Below are 13,045 nucleotides of genomic sequence, written 5' to 3'. Positions count from 1 at the left end.
GGCGGCCGCACGCATCAATTCCACCATTCTCCCATGCAATGGCCCGCGAACTTCCGCGGCTTTGCCCCTTTTCGGCCCGATTTTCAGGTGAATTTGCTCTCAACTCACAGGAGCACTACTGAATGCTAAAGTCCCGCCATACGCTCATGCCGCACATGCCAGAAGCACTGCGCGCTGTCGTTCGCAAGTTTACCAAACCTCGCGAGGACGCGCCGCTGGCGTTTCTTCCGACGGTCTATGCGGATCGCGATGTGGCCGAAGGCGTCAAAATTCCCGTTAACAACGCGTCTGTGCGCAAGTGCGACGATGCGAGAGTTCGCGAGGAAGGCCAGTTTCTGGCCCGTCAGGAACGCTGGGAAGACCTGTCATCGCGCATCCAAGAGGCCGACCGTGCGCGCGCCAAAAGCGCGTCAGGAAGCTCGATTGCCGAACTTTTGCTGTTTGGGGGCCGCGCTGATGTGGTTGCCGCCGCCGAACACGCTCTGCTGCATGGCCAGCCTGCCAAAGATGCAAACTTCCTAGGCGGCATCGAAGACATGGAGCTGATGCTCACCGAATACCCCGAGGACTATGCGCTGGCGCTGACAGTGGCCCATATGCACATCGACATCGGGTGGGCGTGGCGTGGCCATGGTGCCTTGGCAACTCTGCCACAGGAAAACCGCGAAGCTTTCAAAGCGCATTTCCGTCGCGCGACAGAGATCATGGATGGCTTTTGCGTCCACGAATTGGACTCCCCCGCCCTGAGCGCTGCGCGTTGTGCGCTCTTGCCTGCGCAAGAGCATCCCGGCGATTGCGTTGCCGATGATTTTGAAGACCTCATCGATCTTGACCCAAACAACCCGCGCCACATGCGCGCCCTTGGGAATTACCTGTTACCCGCGTGGTATGGCTCGTATCAGAAACTCGACCTCGAAGCCCGTCGCACGGCGGCGCGCACCTATGATCTTTGGGGCGCTGGTGGCTATGCTTGGGTTTGGTTTGACGCAATCCTCAGTGACCCGGATTGTCTGGCCCATATGGATGCTGAATACTTCCTGGATAGTGTTTTTGATATTCTGGAACGTCAGACAGACCAGAATACCGCCAACCTCATGGCAGCTCAGGTTTACTGTGCATGGCAGGCGAGTCGGCAAGCCTATCTAGAGGGCGGCACCTCTGGCGCGCAGGCCACTGTTTTGCGCAAAGGATTTGAAGATATCGTCCACAAATACCTGCGCGAAGTGCATCCGCTGGTCTGGGGACACGCCGAATACGGGTTTGACAACCGCAATCGCTCGATTTCGCTAGAGCGACTTGCGCTGAAAGGCACTGATCTGGCGCTGAATGCGGTGGCCCAGCCCTTTCGCAAGATGATCGAACAGGGCCTGACGATCCACATCGGCCCCGAAGGGATCACCGAGATTCATCCGTAAAACGCATCCCGCGTCATGCGATAGACGATATGCGCCGCAAGCCAGTGCTCTTTGGGCAGAAACGGCATGTCAAAATCCCACTCTGCGTGACGCGACATGCCAATGCGCTGCATGACCTTGGCCGAAGGTTCATTCGGCACGGCCGTGAAAGACACGATCTGATCCAAACCCTTCTCTTCAAAGCCAACTTGCAGCCACGCCCGCGCAGCTTCGCTGGCATACCCTTGCCCCCAAGCTGACGGAACGAAACGCCACCCAATCTCGACCTGTGGCGAAAACGGCGACTCTGCACTGAAATAGGACAGCCCGCACAGGCCAAGAAACCCGCCTGATTTATCCGTTACGGCCGAAAACCCGTAGCCATGCTCTTCCCAGCTAGCTGCGCATTTTTCCAGCGAGGCCTGTGACTGCTCGCGCGAATAGGTGAAGGGATAAAACCGCATCACCTCTGGGTCGGCATTCATCGCGGCATAGGCGTCCAGATCACCGGATGTGAAGGGGCGCAGGATCAATCGGTCGGTCGTCAGCATAATCTGTCTCTTTTTCGCGCAGATAAGGCCCGCAAGCTTGCCCAAAGGCCCAGGGATCCGCAAGCCCTCTTGCCCCTGCCCGCGCCCTGTCTTAGAACGCGGTTTAGCGCAAGATATACGGAGCCTCAGCCGATGCTGGACCTGACATATGAAACCCCGAAACCCAAGGTCATCGCAGGTGCGAAATATGACTGGGAACTCGTGATCGGTATGGAAGTCCACGCGCAGGTCTCCAGTAATGCGAAACTGTTCTCTGGGGCCTCGACACAATTTGGCGCTGAGCCGAACGCAAACGTGTCTTTCGTGGATGCGGCCATGCCTGGAATGCTGCCTGTTATCAACGAGTTCTGCGTCGAACAGGCGGTTCGGACGGGTCTTGGCCTGAAGGCGGACATCAACCTGAAATCTGCGTTTGACCGTAAGAACTATTTCTACCCTGACCTGCCTCAAGGCTATCAGATTTCGCAGTTGTATCACCCGATCGTGGGCGAAGGCGAAATCATCGTCGATATGGAGCCGGGCATTGCGCGCAAAGTGCGCATTGAACGTATTCACCTGGAACAGGACGCTGGCAAATCCGTGCACGACATGGACCCGAATATGTCTTTTGTCGACTACAACCGCACAGGCGTCGCGCTGATGGAGATCGTCTCGCGCCCCGATATCCGTGGTCCAGAAGAGGCCGCAGCCTATGTCACCAAGCTTCGTCAGTTGCTGCGGTATCTGGGCACCTGTGATGGCAATATGCAAAACGGCAACCTGCGCGCAGACGTGAACGTGTCTGTCTGCCGTCCGGGTCAGTACGAAAAGTACATGGAGACGCAGGACTTCAGCCATCTGGGCACGCGCTGCGAAATCAAGAACATGAACTCGATGCGGTTCATCCAAGCGGCCATCGACTATGAAGCGAAACGTCAGATCGCGATTGTCGAAGCTGGCGGCACGGTGGATCAGGAAACCCGTCTGTACGACGCGGAAAAGAATGAAACACGGTCCATGCGCTCCAAAGAAGAAGCGCATGATTATCGCTATTTCCCAGACCCTGACCTGCTGCCTTTGGAAATCGAGCAAGGTTGGGTGGACGACATCGCGAAATCTCTGCCTGAGCTGCCCGACGAGAAAAAAGCGCGCTTTGTCAATGACTTCGGCCTGTCGGAATATGATGCATCCGTCCTCACTGCCGAGGCGGAAAACGCCGCTTACTTTGAGGCCGTCGCAGAGGGTCGCAGTGGCAAGCTGTCGGCCAACTGGGTGATCAACGAATTGTTTGGACGTCTGAAGAAAGACGACAAGGGCATTTCCGAAAGCCCACTGTCTCCAGAACAGCTTGGCGGCATTATCGATCTGATCAGCTCGGACGCGATCTCTGGTAAGATTGCGAAAGACCTGTTTGAGATCGTCTATACCGAAGGCGGCGACCCCGCAAAAATCGTCGAAGAACGCGGCATGAAGCAGGTCACTGATACCGGTGCCATCGAAGCCGCGCTGGACGAAATCATCGCTGCGAACCCCGATCAGGTCGAAAAAGCCAAGGTGAACCCAAAGCTTGCGGGCTGGTTTGTTGGACAGGTGATGAAAGCCACCGGCGGCAAAGCTAATCCAAAGGCGGTAAACCAGTTGGTTGCGCAGAAACTGAACGGCTAAACCACCCGCATTAGGGTAATGTCCCTTATTTTGCTCAACGAATGGTCGCAGGAACGTATGGTTTTCCTGCGGCTTTTTAACATTTGCGGCCTTTCCAAAAGACAGCGCGCCTGTGATCAGGTATACTTTCGATAGTCGAGCAGAGTTTTATGGTTTACGAATACAAAGTCATTCCAGCACCGGCCAAAGGTCGTAAGGCGCGCGGATTGCGCAAGCCAGAGGACAAGTTCGCTCTGGCGATCCAAGAAGCTATGAATGAAATGGCCCTCTTGGGCTGGGAATTTGTGCGCAGCGAGACTTTGCCCAATACCGAACGCACTGGCCTGACCCGTCACACAACGACAGATCGCAGCCTGCTGGTGTTCCGCCGAGAGGTTGAACAAGCAGTTCAAACGCCAGAGGCGCCCGCGCCGACTGAGACGCCAGCGCCCGTTCCGGCCGTTGTACCGGAACCTGTGGTTGCCCCAGCCGAGCCGCCTGCAGTCGCGGCCAGCACCCCAGTCGAGCCGCAAGAGCCAACGGTTGTCCCGCTGCCAAAGCCAGCGCCGAAGGTCGCCGAGAAAGCGCCCGAGCCTCGCGAACAGGCCGAAGCGCCGCGCGCCAAAGCAATGGACGAAAGCAGCTTTCCAGATCCCCGCGCGCCAGAGCCACCCAAACAAAAGCCGCAGGCTCTGTTTACGCCAGACAGCATCAAGTCCACAAAGTCGAGCAAAGCCAATGCCTTGCCCGCAGCGTTGCGCAGCCGAGCGTCTCAGGCGCAGGACGGCAAGAAAGCCTAAACGTCCAGATCCAAGGCCAGCGCGTGAATGCGCCCGACCAGCTCTGTGCCCAAGGCTTTGTGCACCGCTCTGTGACGCGCAATTCTGGTCATAGAGTCAAAGGCTTGCGCGCGCATTCTCACGTTAAAATGGCTTTGCCCGCCCTCTTGATATCCGGCATGACCACGATGGCTTTCGCTGTCATCTACGACATCCAGCTCGCGTGGAGAGAAAGCGGCAGACAACCGCTCATGAATTTCGTCTTTAACCAACATTTTTTTGGTCTGCCCCCTTCAATATAGCGCCAGTTACTTTAAACTCTGGAACCCGAGTCGAATAGGTGTGTTCCATGTCAAAATCAGATCCCTTCGGATTCGATATGTCCGTCTCCTCTGCCAAGAAAAAGAACCCGCGTGGACGGCGGGGGATGTCTGGCGCGTCCGAGACCTCTAAGCGGGCGTGTGAACACCCAGGGTGCAACGAACCGGGACAGTACCGCGCGCCAAAAGCTCCGGATGTGCTGGATGAATACCGTTGGTTCTGCAAAGAGCACGTGCGTGAGTATAACGCCAAATGGTCTTTTTTTGAGGGCAAGACCGAAGCTGAGATGAACGCCCAGAACTCGAAAGACAAAGTGTGGGAGCGGGAAACAAAACGGATCGATGATCCTGAGACCCGCGCTTGGGCACGTTTGGGCATCGAGGACCCCCATCAGGTTCTTGGCGGCAACGCCACGCAGAACCCGGGCCGCAAGTCCGCCGGACGCCGCCTGCCGCCAACCGAACGCCGCGCGCTCGAGCTGTTGGAGGCCGAGGACTCTTGGTCGAAGGCCGACATCCGCAAGGCGTATAAAAAGCTCATCAAGGTTCTGCACCCCGACATGAACGGCGGCGACCGGAGCCAGGAAGAGCAGTTGCAAGAAGTCGTCTGGGCCTGGGATCAGATCAAAGACAGCGGCAGCTTCAAATAGGCCAAGCCGCTGAGATCTGAAACGAGATCAATCACTTAGGGATACAGACCATGCCATCCTTAGACCTGATGATCTCGTTCTTCATCGCGACAAGCATCTTTGCCTACATGCCGGGTCCTGCGCTTCTTTACACGGCCGCGCAGACGATTGCGTGTGGCCCCAAGGCGGGCTGGTTTGCAGCTTTGGGCATCCACATCGGCGGATATGTTCACGTGATCGCCGCAGCCGTCGGGCTGGCCGTGTTGTTTGAAGCGGTTCCGACGCTTTATCTGGGTTTGAAACTTGCCGGTGCGGGATATTTGGTCTGGCTTGGCGTGACGATGTTTTTGGCCAACCAAGAGGTGTCCGACACCCCTACGACGCCCCAATCGCGATCTGCAGCACGGGCGTTCTGGCAAAGCGTTTCTGTCGAAGTCTTGAACCCCAAGACCGCGATCTTTTTTGTCGCCTTCCTGCCCCAGTTTGCAGATCCTGCGGCCAGCTTTCCCATCTGGCTGCAACTGCTGATCTTGGGTACGCTCGTGAACTTCATGTTCTCTAGCGCGGATGCGGTCTGCGTTATGCTTGCGGATAGACTGTCGGCACTGCTGAAAACCTCGGGCCGTGCAAATCGTCTGGCTCAACGGCTGGGCGGCGGCATCCTTGTGGCCCTTGGCACAAAGCTGGCCCTGGAAAAATAAAATCGGGCCCCCACCGAGAGCCCGTTTCAATCCTTCAGAAAATCCGGCTTAGGCAGAGCGGAACACCAGCGACACACCATTCAGACAATGGCGTTTGCCGGTCGGTTGCGGACCATCGTCAAACACATGCCCAAGGTGGCTGCCACAGCGGCGGCAATGCACTTCGGTGCGCACGCGCAGCAGTTTGCGATCAGGCTTGGTCCGCACGGCATTGGCCAGCGACTTGTAAAAACTAGGCCAGCCGGTGCCGCTGTCATATTTGTGCTTTGAGGAATAGATCGCCAGATCACAGCCACGACAATGGTAGATGCCGTCTGAGTAGTTTTTATCAAGCGGAGAGCTGCCCGCACGTTCGGTTCCCTCTTGGCGCATGACTTTGTATTGCAGCGGCGTCAGCATGGCGCGCCATTCTGCGTCTGTGCGCGTGATCTCGAAGTTGGCGGCCAGCGCCGTGGTCCCCGAGAGGCCTCCAAATACCGCAAACGCGGACGTTCCAAGCAGTGCTTCGCGACGGTTCATGCGTGTCCCCTTTTTGATCTCTGGTTGATCTCTGGGCGGCACTTCAGCACGAGTTGGCGCTGTTTCAAACAAACACTTGGTCAAAAACGCGTGACAGGCTGCAACATTCCGCGTCCCAGACCTTGCGAATAGCGAAAATTCCGTAGTGTTTTTCTACGATCTGTCGCTTTTGCCCTTTTCCTTGCGACATCGAGCGATATGTTGCGATGCGGAATGAATATCCGGTGGAGCCCCACCGTGACAGAAGGACGAGACCCATGGCCGACGGCATGACTGACATCGACGCAAAACCATCCGAGGATATCTCGGTACGCGACGTATTTGGTATCGACAGCGATATGCAGGTCAAAGGCTTTGCGGATCGGACCGACCGTGTGCCCGAGCTGGACCCGACCTATAAGTTCGATCCAGACACCACGCTGGCAATCCTTGCAGGGTTTTCACACAACCGCCGCGTGATGATCCAGGGCTATCATGGCACAGGGAAGTCCACGCACATCGAACAAGTCGCCGCGCGCCTGAACTGGCCTGCGGTACGTGTGAACCTGGACAGCCACATCAGCCGGATCGACCTGATCGGTAAGGACGCGATCAAGCTGAAAGACGGCAAGCAGGTCACTGAATTCCACGAAGGCATCCTGCCATGGGCGCTGCGCAATCCTGTTGCGATCGTCTTTGATGAATATGATGCGGGTCGTGCGGACGTTATGTTTGTGATCCAGCGGGTTCTGGAGCATGACGGCAAACTGACGCTTCTGGACCAGAACCAGATCATTACTCCGCACCCACACTTCCGCCTGTTCGCAACCGCGAACACTGTTGGTTTGGGCGACACCACCGGGCTGTATCACGGCACGCAGCAAATCAACCAAGCTCAGATGGACCGTTGGTCGCTGGTCAGCACGCTGAACTATCTGTCGATTGACGCGGAAACCAATATCGTTCTGTCCAAAGCACCGCATTACAACACCGAAGCAGGTCGCAAGACAATAAAGCAGATGGTGACCGTTGCGGATCTGACCCGGACGGCCTTTATGAACGGCGATCTGTCCACCGTGATGTCGCCTCGGACGGTCATCAACTGGGCGCAAAACTCAGAGATCTTCCGCGACGTGGGCTATGCCTTCCGCCTGACCTTCCTGAACACATGTGACGAGCTGGAACGCCAGACCGTGGCCGAGTTCTATCAGCGTCTGTTTGACGAAGAGCTTCCGGAATCTGCGGCGAGCATGAGCCTCGGCTAAGCTTTTTCGCCCGGCCTTGATGCCGGGCCGCGCCCGATCCGCCCCCCTTGGGCGGGCGCATTGCACACACCCGCGGATCAGGCACAGTTCTGACCGCACCTTGGTTGGCCTCTTGTCTTTCGGGGACGTAAGAGCGCTGCGGCACTTGGGAGAATTGCGGTATGTCAAAACCATCTGACAACCCAGCGGATCCATTCAAAAAGGCCCTTGCCGAGGCCACCAAGACGCTTGCGCATGATCCAGAGCTGTCGGTCACCTATACCGTAGACCCTTCGGGCGTCTCAGGCGATGCGATGCGCTTGCCGCAGGTCAGCCGCCGCATGAGCCGCGAAGAGGTTCTGATGGCGCGCGGCACAGCCGACGCTTTGGCTTTTAACCGCCGTTACCACAATGCAGACACCCATGCCCGTTATGCCCCGACCGAAGGCATGGCGCGCGAGCTTTATCAGGCGATGGAGACCGCACGCTGCGAGGCGATGGGCGCGCGCGACATGCCGGGCTCTGCTGGCAATATCGACGCGAAGATTGCCTCCGAAGCGCGTATTCGCGGCTATGAAAAAGTTACTCAGCCTGCTGATGCACCTTTGTCCGCAGCAGCGGGCTATCTGATCCGCCATCTGGCAACCGGACGCGACCTGCCTGACCCTGCGCAGAATGTGATGGAGCTGTGGAAGCCGTTCATCGAACAGAACGCTGGCGACACGTTGGGTGATCTGTCTGATCTGCTGCACGACCAGACTGCATTCGCCAAATTCGCGCGTCAGATGATCGACGATCTGGGCTATGGCGACCAGTTGGGCGATGATCCGGACGAGTTGGACGAAGAGGACGACACCGAGGCCGAAGATCAGCCCGACGAAGAGCCCGATCCGGATTCCACAGGTCAGGACGACAGCGACGAAGAGGAAATGGATGCAAATCCTGAATCCTCGCAAGAAGACCAGCAAGACAGCCAGCAGGCGCAGGTCACGATGGACGACATGTCCGACGATGACATGGCCGAAGAAACCGAAATGCCCGATGGCGAGGCCCCACTAGAGCCGCCTGCCCCGCAACCAATTTCGGATGCGGATCCAGACTATCAGGTGTTTGACCAGAGTTTCGACGAAGAAATCCGCGCCGAAGATCTTGCCGAAGTCGCCGAGCTGGAGCGCCTGCGCGCCTATCTGGATCAACAGCTTGAACCCCTGAAAGGCGCGGTGTCGCGTCTGGCGAATAAACTGCAACGACGGCTGCAAGCTCAGCAGAACCGCTCTTGGTTGTTTGACCTCGAAGAAGGCATTCTGGACGCAGGCCGTCTGGCGCGTGTGGTGGCAAACCCGACCACTCCTCTGTCGTTCAAGATCGAAAAAGACACCGAGTTCCGCGACACTGTGGTGACCCTGCTTTTGGACAACTCGGGCTCTATGCGGGGGCGTCCTATTTCGATTGCCGCGATTTGTGCCGATGTTCTGGCGCGCACGCTCGAGCGGTGCAACGTCAAGGTCGAGATTCTGGGCTTTACCACCCGCGCGTGGAAAGGCGGCCAAAGCCGTGAAAAATGGCTGGCAGACGGTCGCCCGCAGCAACCTGGTCGTCTGAACGATCTGCGCCACATCATCTATAAATCAGCGGATGCGCCTTGGCGTCGGACGCGGCCCAATCTGGGTCTGATGATGAAAGAAGGCCTGCTGAAAGAAAACATTGACGGCGAAGCACTGGAATGGGCGCATCGCCGGATGGCGGCACGTCCCGAGGCGCGCAAGATCCTGATGGTGATTTCTGACGGTGCGCCTGTGGATGACAGCACCCTTTCGGTGAACCCCGCGAACTATCTGGAAAAGCACCTGCGCGACGTAATCGCCATGGTCGAGAAACGTCGTCAGGTCGAGCTTTTGGCGATCGGGATCGGGCACGATGTCACGCGGTATTACGAACGCGCTGTGACGATCACGGATGTTGAACAGCTGGCGGGCGCAATGACCGAACAGCTGGCGGCGCTGTTTGACAGCGATCCCCGTGCCCGCGCACGCGTAATGGGTATGCGCCGCGTCGGCTAGCGCGCAGGCTCACCTTTGATTTTACTGTCTTGTCCCCGTCGCGCAGCCTATGCTGCGGCGGGCAAATACCGATATGGAGTGAGCGATGTTTCAGACCTTTGACGCCAGCAGTTCCCCAGACCAAGGGCCTCCACGTCTTGCCGCGCTGCGGGCCGAGCTGGACCGCCTGGGCGTTGACGGGTTTCTCATTCCGCGCGCTGATGTGCATCAGGGGGAATACGTGGCCCCGCGCGACGAACGTCTGTCATGGCTGACAGGGTTCACCGGATCGGCAGGGTTCTGTGTCGCGCTGAAAGATCGGGCCGGTCTTTTCGTGGACGGCAGGTACCGTGTTCAGGCCAGACAGCAATGTGACGAGGCCTTTACCATCGTTCACTGGCCCGAAGTTCAGCTTGCCGCTTGGCTGCAAGACAATATGTCCGGCGGCAAGATCGCGTTTGACCCGTGGTTGCATACGGTTGGCCAGATCGATCAGCTGCATGAACAGCTCGCAGGCAGTGATATCTCGCTTACCGCAAGCGCCAATCTTGTGGACGAAATCTGGGCTGACCAACCCGAGAAGCCCATGGCCAGAGCTTTTGCGCAACCGGTTGAATATGCAGGCGAAAGCAGCGCTGAGAAACGCGCGCGGCTTGGGCAGGACATCGCAAACAAAGGCGCCAGTGCAGCGGTCATCACTTTGCCAGACAGCCTATGCTGGCTGCTGAACATTCGCGGCGAAGACATTGCGCATAACCCAGTTGTGCACGGCTTTGTCATTCTGCACGCAGACGGCACATGCGACCTGATCGCCAACCCAGAAAAATTCACAGAGCTGGGCGCGCATCTGGGCGATGGCGTGACCCTGCGCACTGAGGAAGACCTGTTGCCGACGCTTCAGGCTCTCACCGGGCCGGTGCTTTTGGAAAGATCCTCGGTGCCTACAGCAATCGCCGCCGCGCTGACCTCGGCGGGGGTGCCGGTGGTCTTTGCCGCTGATCCCTGCTCGCTGCCCAAAGCATGCAAAAACAAAGCCGAAATTGACGGGGCCGTGGCCGCCCATCTGCGCGATGGGGTTGCGGTGGCAAATTTCCTGGCTTGGTTTGACGAGAACGCCACCAAGGGCATCACAGAGATCGACGTGGTCACGCAGCTGGAAGGTCAGCGCGCCGCCACCAATATGCTGCGCGACATCAGTTTTGATACGATTGCGGGCGCTGGCAGCAATGGCGCGGTTATCCATTATCGCGTTACGCATGAAACCAACCGTACCTTGCAAGACGGCGAGTTGCTGGTGCTGGACAGCGGCGGGCAATATCAGGATGGCACGACCGACATCACACGGACATTGGCCATTGGCACCGCAGGCGAGGAAGAAAAGCGCGCGTTTACACTGGTGTTGAAAGGTATGATCGCTGTGTCAGAGCTTCGGTTCCCCAAGGGGCTTGCTGGCCGCGATATCCAATCCATCGCCCGTGTGCCGCTCTGGGCGGCGGGGCTGGATTTCGACCATGGTCTGGGGCACGGCGTTGGCAGCTATCTGAGCGTGCATGAAGGCCCTCAAAGCCTGTCCACCAAAGGGCATGTCCCGCTTGAGGCCGGCATGATCGTGTCAAATGAACCGGGATATTACAAAGAAGGCGCATATGGCATTCGTATCGAGAACCTCTTGGTTGTCGAACCCGCGCCCAACCTTGAGGGCGGCGATTCCCATCGTCAGATGCTTCAGTTCAAAACGCTCCCTTACGTTCCTATTGACCTAGCGCTCGTCAATGCCGATATGTTGTCTCCATCAGAGCGCGACTGGCTGAACGCTTATCACGAGGCCTGCTTTCGCACTTTGAACCCCCACGTGGATGCAAGCACCAAGGGATGGCTACAAAAAGCCACAGCGCGCATTTGACATATCTGCGTTACAAAATGCTGTTTTGACGGCAAAAACCCGAAAGAGGAGAGGCAAATGACACCTTATATCACGATCCGCAAAGCCCCAGGGAATTGGACTGTGCGTGCCGGTGGCGCTGTACTTGGCGAATCCTCGAATGCTTTGGAACTGACCGAGGGCGACTATCCTTCCGTGATTTACTTCCCACGCGAAGACATCGCGACCGCCTTTCTGGACGACAGCGACAAGACAACACACTGCCCGCACAAAGGTGATGCGCGCTACTTCTCGATTGTGACCAAAAGCAAGACGATCATCGACGCCGTCTGGAGCTATGAGTCTCCAAAAGACGAGGTGGCTCGGATCAAGGACCACCTTGCGTTCTTCACAAGCGACGAGCTGACCGTCGAACAAATCTGATTGCGCAACGCGATCCATGGAACAAGGCGCCGCTGGCGCCTTTTCTTTTGCTTCATCCCAAGCTTATCATGGCCCCTCTGATGGCGGCTTGGCCGCATCTATGTGAAGGCAACTGAAACCATGTCAGCAGAACGCACGTCTTTTGGTCTGATCCTGCTGCTCTATGGGGCAGGGCTTGGCTCTGCCGCGCAGCTGGGCAAAATCGCAGCAACATTTCCAATGCTGCAACAGGCTTATCCTGCCAGCGAAGCAACCCAGGGGCTGCTGTTGTCGGTGGTCAGTTTTGTTGGCGTCGCTTTGGGCGTTGTTGCCGGTCAGCTTGTCGCCAGCCAAGGATACAAACGCATGTTGGTCGCTGGGCTTTGGCTGGGCGGCGCGATGTCGCTGTTGCAAGCAACTCTGCCCAGCCTTGGAATATTCATGGGCAGCCGCCTGATCGAGGGCGCATCCCACCTGGCAATCGTGGTGGCAGCCCCGACACTGATCAATCAGGTGACACGACCCAAACAACGATATCTGTCCATGACCCTCTGGAGCAGCTTTTTCGGCGTGGCCTTTGCCATTCTCGCCCCCGTCGCGCCCGTGCTTGTGGCGCAGGTCGGCTTGGGTGGCTTCTTTGCCGCGCATGGGGCCTATATGATCGCCTTTGCGCTGGTTCTGACGATAACGCTACCTGCCATGGCCAAATCAGACGCGACCGCCCTGCCCAGCCTGAAGGACGTCTGGGCGCGGCATGTGTCGGCCTATAGCTCTCCTTATGAAAGTCCGGCGGCGCTTGGCTGGCTGTTTTACACGCTGACCTATGTGTCAATTCTGACGGTGATGCCGCCCTATCTGCCCGAAGCCCAGCGGATTGCGCTTGGGGCTTATCTGCCAATCGCCAGCATCCTGTCGTCGTTCCTGATCGGCGCTGTACTGATGCGCTGGCTGTCAGCCGTGACCGTTGTGCAGATTGGCTTTGC

The 13,045-nt window shown here is 57.7% G+C and carries 13 protein-coding genes; 10 read left to right on the top strand and 3 right to left on the bottom strand.

Annotation, left to right across the window (positions count from 1 at the left end; all coding sequences use genetic code 11):
- Positions 1-122: 122 nt before the first annotated feature.
- Entirely contained in the window at positions 123-1,415 is a 1,293-nt protein-coding gene (locus ACEQWH_RS02405; protein ID WP_370227971.1) for a hypothetical protein, read from the top strand.
- On the opposite strand, the gene ACEQWH_RS02400 is transcribed toward ACEQWH_RS02405, so the two are convergent.
- Positions 1,406-1,945 (bottom strand): GNAT family N-acetyltransferase, encoded by a 540-nt coding sequence (locus tag ACEQWH_RS02400; RefSeq protein ID WP_370227969.1) that lies wholly within the window; start codon positions 1,943-1,945, stop codon positions 1,406-1,408. The two genes, ACEQWH_RS02405 and ACEQWH_RS02400, sit on opposite strands and share 10 nt — an antisense overlap.
- A 132-nt stretch (positions 1,946-2,077) precedes the next feature.
- Here ACEQWH_RS02400 and gatB point away from each other — a divergent pair, with 132 nt between their 5' ends.
- Positions 2,078-3,589, top strand: a complete 1,512-nt coding sequence (gatB, locus tag ACEQWH_RS02395) for an Asp-tRNA(Asn)/Glu-tRNA(Gln) amidotransferase subunit GatB (protein ID WP_370227967.1) — start codon at positions 2,078-2,080, stop codon at positions 3,587-3,589.
- Between the two features lie 149 nt (positions 3,590-3,738).
- Complete coding sequence (locus tag ACEQWH_RS02390) at positions 3,739-4,368, top strand: DUF4177 domain-containing protein (RefSeq protein ID WP_370227966.1); 630 nt, start codon at positions 3,739-3,741, stop codon at positions 4,366-4,368.
- Here the strand turns inward: ACEQWH_RS02390 and ACEQWH_RS02385 are convergent.
- Positions 4,365-4,622: a BolA family protein gene (locus tag ACEQWH_RS02385; RefSeq protein ID WP_370227964.1), complete on the bottom strand. Its 258-nt coding sequence runs from the start codon at positions 4,620-4,622 to the stop codon at positions 4,365-4,367. The genes ACEQWH_RS02390 and ACEQWH_RS02385 overlap by 4 nt on opposite strands.
- Positions 4,623-4,696: 74 nt before the next feature.
- On the opposite strand from ACEQWH_RS02385, the gene ACEQWH_RS02380 reads away from it, so the two are divergent.
- Together ACEQWH_RS02380 and ACEQWH_RS02375 are read left to right on the top strand one after the other, a co-directional pair.
- On the top strand, positions 4,697-5,317 hold the full coding sequence (locus ACEQWH_RS02380; protein WP_370227962.1) for a J domain-containing protein: 621 nt from the start codon (positions 4,697-4,699) through the stop codon (positions 5,315-5,317).
- A gap of 50 nt (positions 5,318-5,367) precedes the next feature.
- Positions 5,368-5,997: a LysE family translocator gene (locus ACEQWH_RS02375; RefSeq protein WP_370227960.1), complete on the top strand. Its 630-nt coding sequence runs from the start codon at positions 5,368-5,370 to the stop codon at positions 5,995-5,997.
- Between the two features lie 48 nt (positions 5,998-6,045).
- On the opposite strand, the gene msrB is transcribed toward ACEQWH_RS02375, so the two are convergent.
- Positions 6,046-6,516, bottom strand: a complete 471-nt coding sequence (msrB, locus tag ACEQWH_RS02370; RefSeq protein WP_370227958.1) for a peptide-methionine (R)-S-oxide reductase MsrB — start codon at positions 6,514-6,516, stop codon at positions 6,046-6,048.
- A 257-nt stretch (positions 6,517-6,773) separates the two neighbouring features.
- Here msrB and cobS point away from each other — a divergent pair, with 257 nt between their 5' ends.
- From cobS to ACEQWH_RS02345, 5 genes are all read left to right on the top strand, one after another.
- The gene (gene cobS / locus ACEQWH_RS02365) at positions 6,774-7,760 is read left to right on the top strand and encodes a cobaltochelatase subunit CobS (RefSeq protein WP_370227956.1); all 987 of its coding nucleotides are present in this window, start codon (positions 6,774-6,776) and stop codon (positions 7,758-7,760) included.
- A gap of 161 nt (positions 7,761-7,921) precedes the next feature.
- On the top strand, positions 7,922-9,799 hold the full coding sequence (cobT, locus tag ACEQWH_RS02360) for a cobaltochelatase subunit CobT (protein ID WP_370227954.1): 1,878 nt from the start codon (positions 7,922-7,924) through the stop codon (positions 9,797-9,799).
- Positions 9,800-9,884: 85 nt separating this feature from the next.
- Positions 9,885-11,681: an aminopeptidase P family protein gene (locus tag ACEQWH_RS02355; RefSeq protein WP_370227952.1), complete on the top strand. Its 1,797-nt coding sequence runs from the start codon at positions 9,885-9,887 to the stop codon at positions 11,679-11,681.
- A gap of 57 nt (positions 11,682-11,738) precedes the next feature.
- Positions 11,739-12,083, top strand: coding sequence for a DUF427 domain-containing protein (locus tag ACEQWH_RS02350; RefSeq protein ID WP_370227951.1), 345 nt, complete (start codon positions 11,739-11,741; stop codon positions 12,081-12,083).
- Between the two features lie 120 nt (positions 12,084-12,203).
- The coding region (locus ACEQWH_RS02345) for an MFS transporter (protein ID WP_370227950.1) at positions 12,204-13,045 on the top strand (842 nt) is incomplete at its 3' end.

Origin of the sequence: Cognatishimia sp. (genome assembly GCF_964229375.1) — a bacterium.
Taxonomy (GTDB): Bacteria; Pseudomonadota; Alphaproteobacteria; order Rhodobacterales; family Rhodobacteraceae; genus Cognatishimia.
This window is presented reverse-complemented; position numbering and strand designations above follow the sequence as displayed.

Bases quoted from the DNA above. Each gene is read 5' to 3' on its own strand.
- ACEQWH_RS02405 (WP_370227971.1), top strand. From the start codon at position 123: ATGCTAAAGTCCCGCCATACGCTCATGCCGCACATGCCAGAAGCACTG.
- ACEQWH_RS02400 (WP_370227969.1), bottom strand. From the start codon at position 1,945: ATGCTGACGACCGACCGATTGATCCTGCGCCCCTTCACATCCGGTGAT.
- gatB (WP_370227967.1), top strand. From the start codon at position 2,078: ATGCTGGACCTGACATATGAAACCCCGAAACCCAAGGTCATCGCAGGT.
- ACEQWH_RS02390 (WP_370227966.1), top strand. From the start codon at position 3,739: ATGGTTTACGAATACAAAGTCATTCCAGCACCGGCCAAAGGTCGTAAG.
- ACEQWH_RS02385 (WP_370227964.1), bottom strand. From the start codon at position 4,622: ATGTTGGTTAAAGACGAAATTCATGAGCGGTTGTCTGCCGCTTTCTCT.
- ACEQWH_RS02380 (WP_370227962.1), top strand. From the start codon at position 4,697: ATGTCAAAATCAGATCCCTTCGGATTCGATATGTCCGTCTCCTCTGCC.
- ACEQWH_RS02375 (WP_370227960.1), top strand. From the start codon at position 5,368: ATGCCATCCTTAGACCTGATGATCTCGTTCTTCATCGCGACAAGCATC.
- msrB (WP_370227958.1), bottom strand. From the start codon at position 6,516: ATGAACCGTCGCGAAGCACTGCTTGGAACGTCCGCGTTTGCGGTATTT.
- cobS (WP_370227956.1), top strand. From the start codon at position 6,774: ATGGCCGACGGCATGACTGACATCGACGCAAAACCATCCGAGGATATC.
- cobT (WP_370227954.1), top strand. From the start codon at position 7,922: ATGTCAAAACCATCTGACAACCCAGCGGATCCATTCAAAAAGGCCCTT.
- ACEQWH_RS02355 (WP_370227952.1), top strand. From the start codon at position 9,885: ATGTTTCAGACCTTTGACGCCAGCAGTTCCCCAGACCAAGGGCCTCCA.
- ACEQWH_RS02350 (WP_370227951.1), top strand. From the start codon at position 11,739: ATGACACCTTATATCACGATCCGCAAAGCCCCAGGGAATTGGACTGTG.